Consider the following 17,773-nt stretch of genomic DNA (forward strand, 5'->3'; position numbering starts at 1 on the left):
CTAGTGCCAGTGAGCCTCAGCACAAAGCCGGTGACTCACTTCATCATGCCCAACTCGGCATCATCCATGAGTGCCTTGGCCAAGGCACACAGGTAATGCGAGGCCCAAATCAGCTACGGTTTGTCTTCCATCAAGCCATCCAGGGTCATGTCCCGTGCGTAGCCCATCAACTCTGAAGCCTGCTCGCGAGCGCTCTGGCAAGGAATGCCGGCCTCGATACGGAACAGGGGATGGGTCTGGTTTTCACCTTGGTAGAAGGTGGTTTTGCCGACGGTGAATTTGTTTTTCTGTGTGTACATCGCACTGTGTTCTCGGGAGGGCCACCGCCAACCCGCTGTCAAACGGAAAGGTGGCAGCTGTGTATCAGCATGCATGACATGCATTCATCCATGCTGTGAGGAGCCATCGTTTGAGTCGATCAAATCGCTGAAATCTAATGGGTGCAAACCAACAAGAAGCTCGCACGGAAGCGATCAGCGATAGAGATAACTACACGATGACTCCAACGTTCTCATTATTCGTCCTGGGTACTGCAATACTCCTGATCGTAGCCATGATCAGCAAATTCAAAGTCCACCCTTTTCTCGCGTTGATGGCCGCAAGCCTGGTGGTAGGTGTCGGCACCGGCATGGCGCCCACGGCAATTGTGGCCGCATTCGAGAAAGGCATGGGCGGCACGCTGGGCTTTCTCGCCGGTATCATCGGCCTGGGCAGTATCCTCGGCAAATTGCTGGAAGAGTCTGGAGGTGCCAAACGCATCGCCACCACGCTTTTGAACACGCTGGGTGAACGCAATGCCTCCTGGGCAATGATGCTCGTTGGCTTCATCGCCGGCATCCCGGTGTTCTTCGAGGTTGGCTTCGTCCTGTTGATTCCGCTGATCTACGTGGTCGCACGTCAAACCCGCATCAGCATGCTGTACCTCGGTGTGCCACTGGCCACCTCGCTGATGGTGGTGCACTGCATTCTTCCACCACACCCCGCTGCCACGGCCATCACCGGCATGCTCAATGCGGATATCGGCACTGTCATCCTGTACGGGCTGATCGTTGGCCTCCCGACCGCCATCGTCGCGGGCCCGCTGTGGGTGCGTTTCACCTGCCGACGTGAAGCCAGCGAATCCCAACAGGCCTTCCTGTCTGCACGCACGGTGACTCAAGCAGAAGAACAGCCAATGCCCGCCTTCGGCATCACACTCGCCACCGTACTGCTGCCGCTTCTGTTGATGGTTGGCAAAACTCTGGCAGTCACTGTTCTGGACAAGGGGTCTGCGCTGTATGAGTGGGTGGCGTTTTTCGGCAGCCCATTGATTGCCCTGACGCTGTCGGTGGTGTTCGCCTACTGGGCGCTTGGCTTGCGTCGCGGCCTGCACATGGCTGGCCTGCTGAGCCTGACCCAGCGCTGCTTCCCTCCCCTGGCCGGCATTCTGCTGATCATCGGTGCCGGTGGCGCCTTCAATGACATGCTCGTGGGCAGCGGTATCGGCAAGGCACTGGCCGATGTGCTCAACCATACGCAACTCAATCCGATCATCCTTGCCTGGTTGATTGCCGGGATCATGCACTTTGCCGTCGGCTCGGCCACCGTTGCAATGATCAGCGCGGCCGGCATGGTCATGCCGATGCTTGGCCAGCATCCGGAATACAACCGGGAAATCCTGGTGATCGCTATCGGCGCCGGGGCCATCGGCTGGACCCACATCACCGACTCGGCGTTCTGGGTGGTGAAGGAATACCTGGGCCTTTCCCTGAGCGACGCACTGAAGAAGTTCACGGCCGCTACAGTACTGGCCTCGGTAGTTGCCTTGTGCCTGACCCTGCTCCTTTCGAAGATTGTCTGATCTACTCTGCACATACTGCGCAACAGGTGAAATCATGATTCACGGAAAAACCCTTGAAGCCTGGCAACAAAGCCACCCGATCATCGCCGACCTGGTTGCCCTGAAAGAGACCAGCTGGTTCAACCCTGGTATCGCCGGAGCTGCCGAGGCCCTGCACGACGTAGGCCTGACGGCTGCTGACGTGCTAGCGACAAGCGTACGGTTGCAGCGATTTGCACCTTACCTCGCCACCGTGTTCCCCGAGACAGCCGCTACCGGTGGTGTCATCGAATCGCACATCACGCCGCTGGCGCAGCTTCGCGAACTTCTAATCGAGGAAGGATCACTGCAAAACGTGGGCAGCCTGTGGCTCAAGGCGGACAGTGACTTGCCTATTTCCGGCTCGATCAAAGCCCGGGGCGGTATTCATGAAGTGCTCAAGCACGCCGAAGACCTGGCCTTGGCGGCCGGCTTGATCACGCCAACGGATGACTACAGCAAACTGGCCAGCGACCAGGCCCGCGCATTCTTCAGCCAGTACAAGATCGCCGTAGGTTCAACCGGCAACCTCGGGCTGTCGATTGGCATCATGAGCGCCAAGCTGGGCTTCCAGGTAAGCGTGCACATGTCGTCTGACGCAAGGCAATGGAAGAAGGACAAGCTGCGTGCCAACGGCGTAACGGTGGTAGAGCATGCCTCCGACTACAGCGTGGCGGTCGAGCAAGGGCGCCAGCAGGCGGCTTCTGACTCCAGCTGTTACTTTGTCGACGACGAAAACTCCCCGCAGCTGTTCCTCGGCTATGCCGTTGCCGCCGAGCGCTTGGCACGCCAATTCGACCAGGCCGGCATCCAGGTGAACGCAGATCATCCGCTGTTCGTGTACCTGCCGTGCGGCGTCGGGGGCGGCCCCGGTGGTGTCGCATTCGGGCTGAAGCTGGTGTTCGGCGATGCGGTGCACTGTATCTTTGCCGAGCCCACCCACTCCCCCTGCATGCTGCTGGGTGTCTATACCGGCCTGCACGATGAAACCAGTGTGCAAGACTTCGGCATCGACAACATCACCGCCGCCGACGGCCTAGCGGTCGGTCGCCCCTCCGGATTTGTCGGCAAGGCCATGCAGCGGCTGATCGATGGTTACTACACGGTGACCGACGAAGCGCTGTACCGCTTGATGGTCATCGCCTATGAGCAGGACAAGGTCAAACTGGAACCCTCTGCCCTGGCCGGCGTACCCGGTATGGTACGGGTACTGCAAGCAGGTGAGTACCTGGCGCGCCAGGGCTTCACCCCCGCTCAGCTTCAGCAGGCCACTCACCTCGTCTGGGGCACGGGTGGCAGCATGGTACCGGACGATGAGTTTAACGCCTACCTGGCGAAGGGGTACAGCTTGCAGGCAAACGTGTAACCGCAGTCAGTACATTGTGCGAAAGGATTGATAGATGAAAAAAACCGGCGCCGCCGCCGTGAAACTCAATGGCTCGCACCTGGGCAGCCTGCATGTTTTTCTGGTGGCCGCACGGCACTTGAGCTTTTCTCGGGCCGCGGATGAGCTGTGCCTGACGGCCAGCGCGGTAAGCCATCGCATCAATCGCCTCGAAGATGAACTGGCGCTCAAGCTGTTCCATCGCATGCCGCGCAAGGTCAGCCTCACCGAAGACGGCGAGCGCCTGTTCGCGGTCATGCAGCGGACCATGGATGAGCTCAGCGAGGCCGTGCAGGAACGCGCTCACGCCGAGATCGCCGGCCAACTGACATTGTATGTACGCCCGTCAGTAGCACAATGCTGGCTGGTGCCGCGGCTTGCGCAGTTCACTTCCCGCTACCCTGATATCCAGCTGGATATCAGGGTGGGCAATGAGAGCATCGACTACCGCACACGCAAGATCGACCTGGTCCTCTGTTACTCGGATGGCCATCACCCCGGGCTCAAGACCCTTCACTTGATGAACGAGCGGATCGCCCCCGTGTGCTCCCCCCATTACGCAGAAATCCATGCATTGACCGGCGACCTGCACCGGCTGGACCACTGCACCGCCTTGCATGACGTAGCAGCCTGGGACAATGCTGCATTCGATGCAGAGTGGCAGCTGTGGGCCAGCACCACAGGCGCCGGTATCACCCCTCCACACCGGTTTCTAACATTCGATCGCTCCGACCTTTGCACACTCGCAGCGCTGAACCATGCCGGCATCGCCATCGGCCGGGAACAACTGGTCAGAGAGCGCATTGCACGCGGTGAGCTGGTCCTGCCGTTGGGTGGTTTCGTCGAGACCCCCAGCTATGGCTACTACCTGGTCTACCCGCCTCATGACCCGATGCCCAGACGGTTGCAGGTGTTGATCGACTGGCTTGTGGAATGCGCCCAAGCGCCCGACTCAAGCCATTGACTTGCTCAACCACGGATGCACTGCGCAAAAACCAGTTCCAGCAAATAGGCCACATTGAACCGGGTCCAGGGCGTCACGGCCTTCTGGTTGGTCCGGAAGATCGCCCCCGGCGGTAGCTTCCCGCACCCGGTTCTGGAGGCGCATCGGGTGCCGCAGGTAATGCCCTTCGCTGAGGATCACATCCGCCGTGCGTTCGCACTGTTCCGAACAACTGGTGTGCAACCTCATCTGCAAGTCGGCCAACTCGTCGATGACGGGTAGTAGCCCGGGTTTTCCACCAGCACCGCATCGCCCGGTACCACGAAGCGGCGAATGATCAGGTCCAGCGCATGGTTGGCGCCAAGCACATGACCCACGCCGTCCCCACGGCATTGCTCGGCATCCCCGGCGACACCATGGCACCCCCCTGATGCGCGAAGCCAACTTCCTGCGCAACCTGGGCGTACCGCATATCGCCCTGCGCAAGATGATCTCCGGTGCGGTCATCGCTGCCCTGGTGGCAGAGCCGTTGGCAGTGCTGTGGGCCTCGGTGCTGGCGCTGCTGCCCTTCGTGCTGGCGATCATCGCCTTGCAGACCCTGACCGGCCAGCACTGCCTGAACACCACCACCGACCAGCGTTATTTAAAGTCACGTTAGTGAGTAGACTAACATTCTACAATGCTGACCGAAGAGCAAGATTTTACTCACAACTGGATCCAAAGTTAACGGTGTGCCCTGATTGCTCTAGTTCGCTGTAGGTCGTTAACGGGCGATGATGAATTACCCCAACAACTGGCTCAATACCGCGCGCAGTTTCCCCGGTTTAACCGGCTTGTTCAGCAGCGGCGCCCCCAACTTCTGCAAGCCCCGACGGCACTGGTCGCTGCGGTCGGCGGTAATGATCACCGCTGGTATCGCAACCGCAAAATGCTCACGCAAGTGCTTGACCACCTGGCAGCCCACCACCCCATGGTCGAGGTGGTAGTCGGCCAGGATCAATTCCGGAGCCCGCCCCTGCAACGCCAGCAAAGCTGCCTCCTGATCGGTTGCAGTGACCACTTCACAGCCCCACTGCTCCAGCAACGCGCCCATGCTCTCGAGGATGCTCACTTCGTTGTCCAGCACCAGCAAGCGGCGGCCCGGCAGCGGGTTGCCGGCACTTGGCAGCGGCACAGCCTGGTGAACGGCCAGCGGCACTTCTTTGCCAATCGGTACCTCGATACTGAACATCGAGCCGCGCCCCGGCCATGAACGTACCTCGATCCGGTAACCGAGAATCTTGGCAATCCGTTCAACGATAGCCAGCCCCAGCCCCACCCCTTTGCGATCCGCAGCACGGCCGACGTCCAATTGGTTGAATTCGAGGAAAATGGCATCCAGCCGATCCGCAGCAATGCCCCGGCCAGTGTCCCACACCTCAAGCCGCAGATGCTCGCCACGGCGCCTGGCACCTAGCAGTATCCGGCCTTCGTCGGTGTAGCGGCAGGCATTGCTGAGGAAGTTGCGCAGAATGCGCGTCAGCAACCGCAGGTCGGTGCTGATGGCATGGTCAGCGATACGTGCGTGCAGCGTCAGGCCTGCCGCATCAGCCACTGTGCGAAACTCCGAGACCAGCGGCGCGAAGACTTCGTCGAGACGGTACACGGCCACGTCCGGTTTGACCGCTGCCTGGTCGAGCCGGGAAATGTCCAGCAGGTCGGTCAGCAGGTCTTCGGCGCCTTCCAGGGCCTGGTGGGTGCGCTCCACCAGCACATGCTCGGCCTCTGGCAATGGCCGTTCGCGCAAGGTAGAGATCAGCAAGCGGGCGGCGTTCAGCGGTTGCAGCAAGTCATGGCTGGCGGCGGCAAGGTATTTGTCCTTGCTGCGGTTGGCGGCCTCTGCGGCATCCCGGGCCTCCAGCAATTCATCGGTACGCGCAGCAACCCGTTGTTCCAGTTCGTCGTTGAGCTGTTGCAAACGCTGCTGGGCCTGCTTGCGTTCGGTGATGTCGGCGACAAAACCTTCCACCAGCCCTTCCTGCCCTGGCTTTAGCAGCAGGTTCATCAGCACATCCAGGTGGCTGCCATCCTTGCGGCGCAGGCGGGTTTCGTAGCCGTGCAGGCTGCGCTCACGGGCGAGGATCGCGGTAATCGCCTGCAGTTCTTCGGCGCCGCCGTCAAACAGGTGAGTGGCCAGGTCAGTCAGGGAAAACAGCACCGCTTGCGGGTCGTCGTAGCCAAGCATGCGCGCCAACGCCGGGTTGGCGGCACGCATGCCGTCCTGCAGGCTGGCCTGGAAAATGCCGTGCACGGCGTTTTCGAACAGCCATTTATAGCGGTTGCGTTCGGCTTCCAGTTCGTCCAGGCGGGCAGAAAGCTCCGGATAATGGCTTTTGCGCGCCGAGTGGTCGCCGAGCCCCAGCAGCCCGGCCAGCGCCCGCTGCTGCTCGTCAGAGGGCCTCGCCATAGACCACCTCGACATCACGCTGGCTCGACGCGCGGGGGTTGGTGAGAATGCACGGATCATCCATCGCATGCTGCGACAGGAACGGAATATCGGACGTGCGCACGCCGTGCAGGCCCAGGGTTTCGTGGAAGCCGATGGCGTGCTTCAGGGCGATCAGGTGTTCCACCAGGCGCCCGCAAATCTGCCGGTGGTTGAGGCCACGGCAATCAATGCCGAACACCTCGGCAATCACCTTGAAGCGCTCCGGCGCCGAGCTGTAGTTGAACGCCACCACGTGCTCCACCAGCACCGCGTTGCACAAGCCATGTGGCAGGTCCAGAAACCCGCCAAGGCTGTGCGACATCGCGTGCACTGCACCCAGGATCGCGTTGGAAAACGCAAGCCCCGCCTGCATGCTGCCCAGCATGATCTTCTCGCGCAGGGCGATATCGGTGGGGTTGGCGATCATCTCCACCAGGTTGCCATTGATCAGGCGCATGGCTTCCAGCGCGTGGGGGTCGGTCAGCGGGCCATGGCCGGTGGACACGAAGGCCTCGATGGCATGCACCAGCGCATCGATACCAGTACAGGCCGACAGGAACGGGTCCATGCTCAGGGTGGTTTGCGGGTCGATCAGCGACACATCCGGCACCACCGCCTTGCTGACGATGGAGAACTTCATGCGTTCCTGCTGGTTGGAAATGATCACGAACTGCGACACGTCCGCCGAGGTGCCGGCGGTGGTGGGGATCAGGATCAGCGGCGGGCTGGGCACGCGGATCATGTCCACGCCTTCGAATTCGAGGATGCTGCGCCCATGGGCAACCACGATGCCGATGGCCTTGCCGCAATCCATCGGGCTGCCGCCGCCCACGGCGACGATCACGTCGCAGTGGTTTTGCCGGTAGATTTCGGCGCCGAGCATCACCTCTTCCACCCGTGGGTTGGGCGATACAGCCGTATACAGGCAGTAGTCGATGCCCTGCGCCTGCAGGCTGGCTTCCACATCCGCCACCCAGCCGGCGGCAATCACGCCGGGGTCGCTGACCACCAGCACCTTGCGGGCGCCGAAGGTTTTGGCGTAATTGGCAACGTTATGCCGGCAACCGGCACCGAAGATGATTTCAGGCGATACAAACTTGCGAAGCGGGCTGAAACTCTGGCTCATCGTGAAGCCTGTTCTTATTGTTCTGGAAGGTAACTGCCAGCGTAAAGCATCCCGCAGCGAAAGCAACCAGACCAAAGCGTGGCACTGGCTCAACCACAGGGAATCAGGGGGAACCGGCCACCGTGGCGATGGCCGGGCGGCACATCAACGATTGGCGAAATACATCGTCACTTCAAAGCCGATGCGCAGGTCGGTAAAGGCGGGTTTATTCCACATGGGCAATCCTCTTCTTATGCCGGGGGATTCCGGTAGAGGCATTAATGCACGGGAACGGACTGAGCCGAATGCTACTTTGGAAGGAAGTTGCAGAGTGCATTGGTAGGAGGGAGAAGATACCTGTGCCGGCCTATTCGCGGGTAAACCCGCTCCCACAGGTACCGCACAAGTCTTGAAAATTGTGCAATCCCTGTGGCAGCGGGTTTACCCGCGAAGAAGGCGACGCGGTTTAGAAGAAGCCCAATGGGTTGATGTCGTAGCTCACCAGCAAGTTCTTGGTCTGCTGATAGTGGTCAAGCATCATCTTGTGGGTCTCACGGCCCACCCCCGACTTCTTGTACCCGCCAAACGCCGCATGCACCGGGTACAGGTGATAGCAGTTGGTCCACACGCGGCCAGCCTTGATCCCACGACCCATGCGGTAAGCACGGTTGATATCGCGGGTCCACAGGCCGGCACCCAGGCCAAACTCGGTGTCGTTGGCGATCGCCAGCGCTTCGGCTTCGTCCTTGAAGGTGGTCACGCCCACCACCGGCCCGAAGATTTCCTCCTGGAACACGCGCATCGCGTTGGTGCCCTTGAGCAGGGTCGGCTGGATGTAGTAACCCGTGGCCAGGTCGCCTTGCAGCCGCTCGGCAGCACCACCGGTGAGCAGCTGCGCACCCTCTTCCCGGGCGATATCCAGGTAAGAGAGGATCTTGTCATATTGCTGTTCCGAAGCCTGGGCGCCCACCATGGTCTCGGTGTCCAACGGATTGCCCCGGGTGATCTTGGCGATCTTTTTCATCACCTCGGCCATGAACGGCTCGTAGATCGACTCCTGGATCAGCGCCCGCGACGGGCAGGTGCACACTTCGCCCTGGTTGAAGAACGCCAGCACCAGGCCTTCGGCGGCCTTTTCGATGAACGCGGGCTCCGCCTGCATGATGTCTTCGAAGAAGATGTTCGGCGACTTGCCGCCCAGTTCGACAGTAGACGGGATGATGTTCTCGGCGGCGCATTTCATGATGTGCGAGCCCACCGGGGTGGAGCCGGTGAAGGCGATCTTGGCAATGCGCTTGCTGGTGGCCAACGCCTCGCCAGCCTCACGGCCAAAGCCCTGGACGATGTTCAGCACGCCGGCCGGCAGCAGGTCGGCAATCAGCTCAGCAAAAATGGTGATCGACAGCGGTGTCTGTTCAGCCGGTTTGAGCACTACGCAGTTGCCGGCAGCCAGGGCCGGGGCAAGCTTCCAGGCTGCCATCAGCAGTGGGAAGTTCCACGGGATGATTTGCCCGACCACACCCAGCGGCTCGTGAATGTGATAGGCCACGGTGCCTTCGTTGATCTCGGCCGCCCCGCCTTCCTGGGCACGAATGCAGCCGGCGAAATAGCGGAAGTGATCGGCCGCCAGCGGCACGTCGGCATTGAGCGTTTCGCGCACGGCCTTGCCGTTGTCCCAGCTTTCGGTAACGGCCAGCACCTCCAGGTTCTGCTCGATACGGTCGGCGATTTTCAGCAGCACCAGGGCGCGGTCCTGCACCGAGGTCTTGCCCCAGGCTTCAGCGGCGGCATGCGCAGCGTCCAGCGCCCGATCGATGTCCTGAGCGGTGGAGCGCGGGAATTCGGCGATCGGCTGGCCATTGACCGGCGAGCTGTTGGTGAAGTACTGGCCAGCCAATGGCGGTACGAACGCGCCGTTGATGAAGTTGCCATAGCGTGGCTTGAAGGACACGACGGCGCCTGGAGTTCCGGGTTGTGCGTAGATCATGCTGAGCCTCTGTGGGTCGATGCCTGTCCAGCGACAGGCGATGCAGCGATGGTAAAAAGCCCCGCGTGCCAGGCGAATGCATCGTTGGCAGCGGGGCTCTCCTCATTTGGTAGTAGGCGGCAGGGCCGCAGCCTTACGGCTTGGCGCTGGCCGTTTGCTGCAACTGCTTGGGCAGCTTGAAGGTCCAGAGCATGCCGCCCTGGTTGAAGTCCTTGACCCGCTTGGCCACTTCGCCGCCCCACAGCGGTACGGCGCCGCCCCACCCGGAAACCACCGACACATATTGCTCGCCGTCCATTTCCCAGGTCACGGGCGAGCCGAGCACGCCGGAGCCGGTCTGGAATTCCCAGACCTTGTCACCGGTCTTGGCGTTGAAGGCCTGCAGGAAACCTTCCGGCGTACCGGTAAACACCAGGTTGCCCTTGGTGGTCAGCACCCCGCCCCACAGCGGCGCGTAGTTCTTGTGGCGCCACACTTCCTTGCCGCTGATCGGGTCGATGGCACGCAGCACGCCGATGTAGTCTTCGTTGAGCGGCTTGATGGTGAAGCCGGCACCGAGGAACGCCGCACCCTTCTTGTAGGCAATGCCTTCGTTCCAGATGTCCATGCCCCACTCGTTGGACGGCACGTAGAACAACCCGGTGTCCTTGTTGTAGGCCATCGGCATCCAGTTCTTGGCACCGAGGAAGGCCGGCGCGACGAACACCGAGCTGCCTTTGGCCTCGCTACCCGGTGCGCCCGGGCGGCTGGCTTCGTTGTAGATCGGCCGCCCGTCCTTGTCCAGGCCGGTGGCCCAGGTGATCTTGTCGACGAAGGGGAAGCCACGGATGAACTTGCCGTTGGTGCGGTCCAACACGTAGAAGAAGCCGTTACGGTCGGCGGTGGCGGCGGCCTTGATCTCTTTGCCGCCGTCCTTGTAGTTGAACGAAATCAGCTCGTTGACGCCGTCGAAGTCCCAGCCGTCATGCGGCGTGCTCTGGAAGTGCCACTTGATGGTGCCGTCGTCCGGGTTCAACGCCAGGCGCGACGAGGAATACAGGTTGTCGCCAGGGCGCAGGTGCGAGTTCCATGGCGCCGGGTTGCCGGTGCCGAACAGGATCAGGTTGGTTTCCGGGTCGTAGTAACCGCCCAGCCACGGCGCAGCGCCGCCGGTCTTCCACAGGTCGCCTGGCCAAGTCTTGCCCGCCTCGCCGCCGGAGATACCGTTTTCGATGGCCTTGCCGTCTTTGTACACGTAGCCCATATGCCCTTCCACGGTAGGGCGCATCCACAGCAGCTCGCCGTTCGCCGGGTTGTAGGCCTGGATCTTGCCCACCACGCCGAACTCGCCACCGGCCACGCCGGTGATCAACTTACCGTTGACGATCATGGGCGCGGCACTGATGGAATAGCCTTCCTTGTGGTCGGCCACCTTCTTGCTCCACACCACCTTGCCGGTGTCCTTGTTCAAGGCCACCAGCTTGGCGTCCAGCGTGCCGAAGAACACCAGGTCGCCGTACAGTGCCACGCCCCGGTTGATCACGTCGCAGCACGGGCGAATGTCATCCGGCAGGCGCGCATCGTATTGCCACAGTTTCTTGCCGGTGCGGGCGTCCACGGCAAACACCCGCGAGTAGGAGCCGGTCAGGTACATCACCCCGTCCTTGATCAGCGGCTGGGCCTGCTGGCCGCGCTGCTTCTCACCGCCAAAAGAGAACGCCCAGACCGGGCGCAGTTCCTTGACGTTGTTGGCATTGAGCAGGTCCAGCGGGCTGTAGCGCTGGCCCTGCACGCCCAGGCCATTGGTCACGATCTGCTGCGGGTTCTTCGGGTCCTGAAGGATTTCTTCATTGCTGACAGCGGCGTGGGCCGCACCAGCAAGCAGCATGGCGCTGAGCACCAGGCTCACGGCGAACAAGGGGCGACGCGGGGATCGGGTCATGACGGCTACCTTTGGTTTTTTGTTGTATCCGGGAAAATTTCCCGGTGTGCCGGGAATTCTTGGTCCCGACCCGGTTGCCAACAATTGCCCGCAGTGCGGAGATTTCTAGTTCCTTGGTACAAGGCTGGCGGACGGTTCACTATCAACGCGCTGTAAACGCTGACGCTCATAACGCGGATACAGGTGACTGACGCTGCGGATCAACTCGTACCGCGTCAGGCTGATACCGGCAAATCGCGCGGGGATGGGGCTGCGGATCATCTCGGCCATGTCATCACCACGGGCCGCGCCGTCGCGCATCAGGCCATCCAACCAGCCCAGGTAGTCGCGCATCTGCGCAAAGGGCCGGGCATCGCTGGCAACCGGACCATGACCCGGCACCAGCTGCTTCCAGGGCAGCGCTTGCAAGGTGTCCAGATCCTTGAGCCACACCTCCAGCCCCGGGCTGTTGGGCGTGGTCAGGGCACGCTCGTAAAACACCAGGTCGCCGGCGAACAGCACGCCGGTCTTTTCATCCAGAATCGCCAAGTCGGCACCGGTATGCCCGCCCAGGGCCAGCAGACGCAGCCGGTGCCCGCCGACCTCGTGGATACCCGCCTCCAGCACACGGCTGGGCAGCACGACTTCGGTGCCGCGCATCCAGTCGCCGACCAGGCGGTACATGTTCTCGGCCATGGCATCGCCCTGCTGGCGCAACAAATCACCGGTACCGGCCAATGCCCCGATAGGGACATCGGTGAAGGCCTGGTTGCCCAGCACATGGTCGGGGTGATGATGGGTCAGCAGCACCTCCAGCACCGGCTTTTCGGTGGTGGAGGCGATGGCCTGGCGCAGCGCTTCGCCGTAGCGTTTCGAGGGGCCGCTGTCGATCACCACCACACCGCTGTCGGTGACGATGAACGCGGTGTTGACGATGTTGCCGCCGTTGCTCCTGGCGAAATTGTCGGTGCTGCCTTCCAGCAGCCAGGTATCTGCGGCTATTTGCCGAGGTGCAAGCCGATATTCAAAGTCAGCCCAGGCCGGCAGGCCCAGGCACAGCAGCAACAAGGGTATCCAACGCATACAGGCGCCTCTGGTCACAGGTGAAGTCGGGCAACAGGGTCAGGGCACCGCCGCCTCGAACTGGTTGCCACTGTTGTCCTGCAGCACCAGCCGGGTCGGCCCGGGGCCCTGGATATCGAACCCGAGGTTGGGGTTTTCGCTGACGGCCGGGTACAGCTCGAGGTGGGCCAGGCGCTGGCCGTTCGCATCTTGCAACTCGGCCTGGTTGAGGAAGAATTCGGGAATGCCGCTGACCAGGCCGTTATCCATCGGGTGAGCCACCTGCAGGCGCAAGCGGCTGCTGTCGCCACGCGGGTAGCGCCCGCCCAGCACTTCGCCGAGGTGCTCCTCCCAGCCAGGTTGCGTGCGCACCACACTGGGTGCGGTGCAGCCACCGCCAGCGGCGTCGATCAGGGTCGAGCCGACGTGCCACAGGCCGTCACGCGTCTGCACCGCAGCGCGCAGCGGCGTGGCCTGTTCGATGCGGATGCGGATCGACAACCAGGGCAGCACGCGCTCGCCGGGCTGGAAATCGACAATACGCGGCAAAGGGTTCAGCTCCGCCCAGGCGATGATACGTACCACATCGCCAGAAAACGCCCGGGCATCGATCTCCAGCGGCACCTGGCGCGCGTCCTCGGCAAACGGCGGCGCCAGCAGCTTGACCCGGTCGTCGAAGACGAACGCGGCCTGGCCCAGTAGCTGCTTGTGGTAGAAGTCCCACATTACCGAGGGTACCGGGTCTGTCTGGGTACCTTGCGTGGCCGCCAGGGCCGCACAAGGCATCCAGCAGGCCAGCAAAAAAGTCGCTCGCCAGTTCATGGCCTGCTCCTATTGATACATCTCCGGGACCTCGTAACGCAGGCCGTAAGCAGCATACATGGCCTTGAGCCGGCCATCACGGATCATCGCTTCGAGGGCTTCTTCCACGGCATAGGCCAACTGGCGATTGCTTTCATGCACCGCCATGCCAATCTCCCAGGCCTGCTTGCCCAGGTTGGGGTAGGCGTTTTCCGCCAGCGCCAGTTGCGGATCGGCAGCCTGGTGCAGTTGCCAGTCAACCTCGCCGCGCATGGCCATCACCGCGTCCACCTGCCCGGCCTGCATCGCGGCGAACGCCTGTTGCACACCGGGGTAATGGTGGGTTTTGGCACTGAGCATGCCGTTGAACACCGACGTCAGGTAAAACGACGGCACGCTGTCTACCTCGACCCCGATGGGGTGCTGCTGGAACACTGCCACACTGGCCACCGATGCCAGTCGACGGCGGTCGTACGCGACTTGCCAGCGCTCTTCCTGATAGGGGCCGAACATCACCACCTCGCCGTTTTCCAGTTCGCCCACCTCGTTGCGTTTTTGCGCATAGTCGTGGTCGTAAGGCACCCGCATCATCAGGTCGGCCAACTGCTGGTGGCGCAGCGGGCTGCCGCGCCAGATATAATCGCGCAGGTCATCGTCGAGCTTTTCCCCGGGCGGCGCCCACATCAGATGCAGGCGCACCCCCATGGCCGTGGCCAGGGCCTGTGCCAGCTCCACATCCACACCGCGGGGCTTGCCGTGGTCCTCGAAACTGTAAGGGGCAAAATCCTTGTACACCGCCACCTTCAACTCGCCGGCAGCGATGATCGCGTCATAGTTGCGCACCTGCGCCTGGGCTGCTGCGCAACACAGCAGCAGGCCGCTCAACAGCACCGCCCACAGACGCATGGCCGTCACTCCTCGACGTGCACGCTGTCCAGATAGGTACGTACCGCCCACAAGGCTTCCTGGCTCAGGTAGTCGGCCATCTTCGGCATGTACACGCGGCCGTCGCGAACCGCGCCATGGCGTACCCGCTCGACGAACCACTCATCGCCCGCCTCACCCGCATCAAGCATGCGCAGGTCGGGCGCAATGCCACCGGATTTCGCTTCAAGGCCATGGCAGGCGGCGCAATTCTGGTTGTAGGCAGAAGCGCCGATTTCCACGGCCTTGTCGTGCTCCGGCGAAGTACGGTACGGGTTGACCGCCGCCCAGCCGTCGCCGTCCAGGCTTACGCCAGCGTCCTTGATCGGGGTCAGGCCTTTGGTCTCCACCGCCTGGGGCACCACGTTGCCATGAGCCCAGGCCGTACCGCTCAGCACAGCCGCAGCCAGCAGCCCTGTAGCCAGCAACACATTGCGTTTTGTTGTCATTGTTATGCCCTCACCATTGCACGCAAAGCCTCAACCACAGAGGCCGTGCCGCCATCTTAAAAACAGCCCGCAGGCGGTCGAATGCTGCTTTGGTGGCCGCGCCTTACTCCCTTGGTAGTAGGGCTTGTGGTGAAGGGCCAATTGAGGTGCCGCTCGGGAACTATTCCCGGCAAGGGCGGGATATTTTCCGTATCCGGCCAAGGCTGCATCGCCGCACCCTGTGCAGGCCAAAACCTCCACAGGGAACTGCAACCATGACAACAAGAACGCTACCCGCCCTTTCTCCTCTGGCCCTCAGCGTGCGGGCCCTGCTGCTGGCCGGTAGCCTGGCCCTGAGCAACGCGGCCATCGCGGCCACCCCCCCAGCGGCACCTGCCGGCAAGAACGTGACCTGGGAAGACATCGCCAACGACCACCTGACCACCAAGGACGTGCTGCAATACGGCATGGGCACCAATGCCCAACGCTGGAGCCCGTTGGCCCAGGTCAACGACAAGAACGTGTTCAAGCTCACCCCGGCGTGGTCCTATTCCTTCGGTGACGAGAAGCAGCGCGGCCAGGAATCCCAGGCCATCGTCAGTGACGGCGTGGTCTACGTCACCGGCTCCTACTCGCGGGTATTCGCCCTGGATGCCAAAACCGGCAAACGCCTGTGGACCTACAACCACCGCCTGCCCGACAACATTCGCCCGTGCTGCGACGTGGTCAACCGCGGGGCGGCGATCTACGGCGACAAGATCTACTTCGGCACCCTGGACGCGCGGGTCATCGCCCTGGACAAGCACACCGGCAAGGTGGTGTGGAACAAGAAGTTCGGCGACCACAGCGCCGGCTACACCATGACCGGCGCCCCGGTGCTGATCAAGGACAAGACCAGCGGCAAGGTGCTGCTGATCCATGGCAGCTCCGGCGATGAGTTCGGTGTGGTCGGCCAGCTGTTCGCCCGCGACCCGGAAACGGGTGAAGAAGTGTGGATGCGGCCCTTCGTCGAAGGCCATATGGGCCGGCTGAACGGCAAGGACAGTACCCCGACCGGCGACGTCAAGGCGCCGTCCTGGCCAGATGACCCAACCACCGAGACCGGCAAGGTCGAAGCCTGGAGCCACGGCGGCGGCGCCCCTTGGCAAAGTGCAAGCTTCGATGCCGAGACCAACACCATCATCGTCGGCGCTGGCAACCCCGGCCCCTGGAACACCTGGGCACGCACCTCCAAGGATGGCAACCCCCACGACTACGACAGCCTCTACACCTCGGGCCAGGTCGGCGTCGACCCAAGCACCGGCGAGGTGAAGTGGTTCTACCAGCACACGCCCAACGATGCCTGGGACTTCTCTGGCAACAACGAGCTGGTGCTGTTCGACTACAAGGACAAGGACGGCAAGGTGGTCAAGGCCACCGCCCACGCCGACCGCAACGGCTTCTTCTACGTGGTCGACCGCAACAACGGCAAGCTGCAGAACGCCTTCCCGTTCGTGGACAACATCACCTGGGCCAGCCACATCGACCTGAAAACCGGTCGCCCGGTAGAAAACCCTGGCCAGCGCCCACCCAAGCCGCTGCCGGGTGAAACCAAGGGCAAACCGGTGGAAGTGTCACCGCCATTCCTCGGTGGCAAGAACTGGAACCCCATGGCCTACAGCCAGGACACCGGCCTGTTCTACATCCCCGGCAACCAGTGGAAGGAGGAGTACTGGACCGAGGAAGTGAACTACAAGAAAGGCTCGGCGTACCTGGGCATGGGCTTCCGCATCAAGCGCATGTACGACGACCACGTCGGCACCCTGCGGGCGATGGACCCGACCACCGGCAAGCTGGTGTGGGAGCACAAGGAGCACCTGCCACTGTGGGCCGGCGTGCTGGCCACCAAGGGCAACTTGGTGTTCACCGGCACCGGCGACGGCTTCTTCAAGGCCTTCGACGCCAAGACGGGCAAGGAGCTGTGGAAGTTCCAGACCGGCAGCGGCATCGTTTCGCCGCCCATCACCTGGGAGCAGGACGGCGAACAGTACATCGGCGTGACCGTGGGCTACGGCGGCGCCGTGCCGTTGTGGGGCGGTGACATGGCTGAGCTGACCAAGCCGGTGGCCCAGGGTGGCTCGTTCTGGGTGTTCAAGATCCCGAGCTGGGACAACAAGACCGCGCAGCGTTGATCGCCAGCGGGGAGCGGGCCAACCCCCTCCCCGCTTTTGCTCATCTTCCGCCAGGAGCCTTCTACCATGAACTACCTGCCCTATGCCTTGCTGTTGGTACTCTCCCCCGCCATGGCGGTAAGTGCCGACGACGATGGCAACGATGCCCCCTTGACCGTCAACGGTTGCGTGATTGCCGAAGCCAGCCAGTGCCCGGGGGCCAACCTTCGCGGCGCCAACCTGGCCAACCAGGACCTGCGCAAGATGAACCTGGCCGGCGCCGACCTGCGTGAGGCCGACCTGCGCCATGCCCGGCTGGACCTGGCCAACCTGGAAAAGGCTCGCCTACAAGGCGCCAACCTGACCCGCGCCAGCCTGCAGCAGAGCAACCTGCGCCTGGCTGACCTGAGCAACAGCAAGTTGGTCGCCATCCAGGGCTGGGGCATGTTCGCCCAAGGCGCGCAGTTCGAGAAAGCCGACCTCGGCGCGGCCTACTTGCAGTTCGCCCGGCTGTCAGGAGCAAAGATGCACCAGGCCAACCTGCAGGCCGCAGATCTGGAAATGGCCTGGCTGAGCAAGACGGACCTGCAGGAGGCCAACCTGGGGGACGCTAATCTGCAAGAAGCCAAATTTGGCCAGAGCAACCTGGAACGCGCCGATTTGCGCGGGGCGCGGCAGCATTACGGGAATTTTCAGGAGGCCAACATGGAGGGGTGCAAGGGGTGCCCTGAGACTTGGGATAATTGAGCGAAGGGTTCGCCGGT

15 protein-coding genes and 2 pseudogenes are annotated in these 17,773 nt (G+C 62.3%); 6 read left to right on the top strand and 11 right to left on the bottom strand.

All coding sequences use genetic code 11. The features are described 5' to 3' along the window. Positions 1–35: 35 nt before the first annotated feature. Positions 36–299: pseudogene (locus APH36_RS14345) on the bottom strand (DUF3077 domain-containing protein). A 197-nt stretch (positions 300–496) separates the two neighbouring features. On the opposite strand from APH36_RS14345, the gene APH36_RS14350 reads away from it, so the two are divergent. The 3 genes from APH36_RS14350 to dsdC are packed head-to-tail and all read left to right on the top strand — an operon-like array spanning position 497 to position 4,206. Beyond that, positions 497–1,840 carry a gluconate:H+ symporter gene (locus APH36_RS14350; RefSeq protein ID WP_060499171.1) on the top strand — a complete coding sequence of 448 codons (1,344 nt, stop codon included), beginning with the start codon at positions 497–499 and terminating at the stop codon, positions 1,838–1,840. A gap of 34 nt (positions 1,841–1,874) precedes the next feature. Continuing rightward, positions 1,875–3,224: a D-serine ammonia-lyase gene (locus APH36_RS14355; RefSeq protein WP_060499172.1), complete on the top strand. Its 1,350-nt coding sequence runs from the start codon at positions 1,875–1,877 to the stop codon at positions 3,222–3,224. A gap of 34 nt (positions 3,225–3,258) precedes the next feature. After that, a complete protein-coding gene (dsdC, locus tag APH36_RS14360) occupies positions 3,259–4,206 on the top strand; it encodes a DNA-binding transcriptional regulator DsdC (RefSeq protein WP_060499173.1) in 948 nt (315 codons plus the stop codon). A gap of 224 nt (positions 4,207–4,430) precedes the next feature. Here the strand turns inward: dsdC and APH36_RS32690 are convergent, their stop codons facing one another. Beyond that, a complete protein-coding gene (locus APH36_RS32690; protein ID WP_256219240.1) occupies positions 4,431–4,562 on the bottom strand; it encodes a hypothetical protein in 132 nt (43 codons plus the stop codon). Between APH36_RS32690 and APH36_RS14365 the strand changes: the two are divergent. After that, a pseudogene (locus APH36_RS14365) lies at positions 4,545–4,798 on the top strand (hypothetical protein); the annotation flags it as partial. The gene APH36_RS32690 and the pseudogene APH36_RS14365 overlap by 18 nt on opposite strands. Positions 4,799–4,966: 168 nt before the next feature. Here APH36_RS14365 and APH36_RS14370 read toward each other — a convergent pair. The 9 genes from APH36_RS14370 to pedF form a co-directional block, all read right to left on the bottom strand. Next, on the bottom strand, positions 4,967–6,631 hold the full coding sequence (locus APH36_RS14370; protein WP_060499175.1) for a NahK/ErcS family hybrid sensor histidine kinase/response regulator: 1,665 nt from the start codon (positions 6,629–6,631) through the stop codon (positions 4,967–4,969). Further along, positions 6,615–7,778 carry an alcohol dehydrogenase-like regulatory protein ErcA gene (ercA, locus tag APH36_RS14375; RefSeq protein ID WP_014591380.1) on the bottom strand — a complete coding sequence of 388 codons (1,164 nt, stop codon included), beginning with the start codon at positions 7,776–7,778 and terminating at the stop codon, positions 6,615–6,617. The genes APH36_RS14370 and ercA overlap by 17 nt, the downstream gene beginning before the upstream one ends. Before the next feature lie 144 nt (positions 7,779–7,922). Continuing rightward, complete coding sequence (pqqA, locus tag APH36_RS30820) at positions 7,923–7,994, bottom strand: pyrroloquinoline quinone precursor peptide PqqA (protein WP_010455123.1); 72 nt, start codon at positions 7,992–7,994, stop codon at positions 7,923–7,925. Positions 7,995–8,223: 229 nt separating this feature from the next. Further along, entirely contained in the window at positions 8,224–9,744 is a 1,521-nt protein-coding gene (locus tag APH36_RS14380) for an aldehyde dehydrogenase family protein (protein ID WP_060499176.1), read from the bottom strand. A 133-nt stretch (positions 9,745–9,877) separates the two neighbouring features. Beyond that, entirely contained in the window at positions 9,878–11,665 is a 1,788-nt protein-coding gene (pedH, locus tag APH36_RS14385; protein ID WP_060499177.1) for a PQQ-dependent alcohol dehydrogenase PedH, read from the bottom strand. 105 nt (positions 11,666–11,770) lie between these two features. Next, complete coding sequence (locus tag APH36_RS14390) at positions 11,771–12,727, bottom strand: quinoprotein relay system zinc metallohydrolase 1 (RefSeq protein WP_060499178.1); 957 nt, start codon at positions 12,725–12,727, stop codon at positions 11,771–11,773. 39 nt (positions 12,728–12,766) lie between these two features. Further along, on the bottom strand, positions 12,767–13,528 hold the full coding sequence (locus APH36_RS14395) for a quinoprotein dehydrogenase-associated SoxYZ-like carrier (RefSeq protein WP_016714299.1): 762 nt from the start codon (positions 13,526–13,528) through the stop codon (positions 12,767–12,769). A 9-nt stretch (positions 13,529–13,537) separates the two neighbouring features. Continuing rightward, positions 13,538–14,413, bottom strand: coding sequence for an ABC transporter substrate-binding protein (locus APH36_RS14400; protein ID WP_060499179.1), 876 nt, complete (start codon positions 14,411–14,413; stop codon positions 13,538–13,540). A 5-nt stretch (positions 14,414–14,418) separates the two neighbouring features. Beyond that, complete coding sequence (gene pedF / locus APH36_RS14405; RefSeq protein ID WP_016714301.1) at positions 14,419–14,880, bottom strand: cytochrome c-550 PedF; 462 nt, start codon at positions 14,878–14,880, stop codon at positions 14,419–14,421. A 254-nt stretch (positions 14,881–15,134) separates the two neighbouring features. On the opposite strand from pedF, the gene exaA reads away from it, so the two are divergent. Both exaA and APH36_RS14415 read left to right on the top strand, forming a co-directional pair. After that, positions 15,135–17,030 carry a quinoprotein ethanol dehydrogenase gene (gene exaA / locus APH36_RS14410; RefSeq protein ID WP_060499180.1) on the top strand — a complete coding sequence of 632 codons (1,896 nt, stop codon included), beginning with the start codon at positions 15,135–15,137 and terminating at the stop codon, positions 17,028–17,030. A gap of 66 nt (positions 17,031–17,096) precedes the next feature. Continuing rightward, on the top strand, positions 17,097–17,756 hold the full coding sequence (locus tag APH36_RS14415) for a pentapeptide repeat-containing protein (protein WP_060499181.1): 660 nt from the start codon (positions 17,097–17,099) through the stop codon (positions 17,754–17,756). Positions 17,757–17,773 lie beyond the last annotated feature (17 nt).

Origin of the sequence: Pseudomonas sp. NBRC 111133, assembly GCF_001320605.1 — a bacterium.
Classification (GTDB): Bacteria; Pseudomonadota; Gammaproteobacteria; order Pseudomonadales; family Pseudomonadaceae; genus Aquipseudomonas; species Aquipseudomonas monteilii.

Coding starts and splice junctions, on each gene's coding strand:
- APH36_RS14350 (WP_060499171.1), top strand. CDS start 497: ATGACTCCAACGTTCTCATTATTCGTCCTGGGTACTGCAATACTCCTG.
- APH36_RS14355 (WP_060499172.1), top strand. CDS start 1,875: ATGATTCACGGAAAAACCCTTGAAGCCTGGCAACAAAGCCACCCGATC.
- dsdC (WP_060499173.1), top strand. CDS start 3,259: ATGAAAAAAACCGGCGCCGCCGCCGTGAAACTCAATGGCTCGCACCTG.
- APH36_RS14370 (WP_060499175.1), bottom strand. CDS start 6,631: ATGGCGAGGCCCTCTGACGAGCAGCAGCGGGCGCTGGCCGGGCTGCTG.
- ercA (WP_014591380.1), bottom strand. CDS start 7,778: ATGAGCCAGAGTTTCAGCCCGCTTCGCAAGTTTGTATCGCCTGAAATC.
- APH36_RS14380 (WP_060499176.1), bottom strand. CDS start 9,744: ATGATCTACGCACAACCCGGAACTCCAGGCGCCGTCGTGTCCTTCAAG.
- pedH (WP_060499177.1), bottom strand. CDS start 11,665: ATGACCCGATCCCCGCGTCGCCCCTTGTTCGCCGTGAGCCTGGTGCTC.
- APH36_RS14390 (WP_060499178.1), bottom strand. CDS start 12,727: ATGCGTTGGATACCCTTGTTGCTGCTGTGCCTGGGCCTGCCGGCCTGG.
- APH36_RS14395 (WP_016714299.1), bottom strand. CDS start 13,528: ATGAACTGGCGAGCGACTTTTTTGCTGGCCTGCTGGATGCCTTGTGCG.
- APH36_RS14400 (WP_060499179.1), bottom strand. CDS start 14,413: ATGCGTCTGTGGGCGGTGCTGTTGAGCGGCCTGCTGCTGTGTTGCGCA.
- pedF (WP_016714301.1), bottom strand. CDS start 14,880: ATGACAACAAAACGCAATGTGTTGCTGGCTACAGGGCTGCTGGCTGCG.
- exaA (WP_060499180.1), top strand. CDS start 15,135: ATGACAACAAGAACGCTACCCGCCCTTTCTCCTCTGGCCCTCAGCGTG.
- APH36_RS14415 (WP_060499181.1), top strand. CDS start 17,097: ATGAACTACCTGCCCTATGCCTTGCTGTTGGTACTCTCCCCCGCCATG.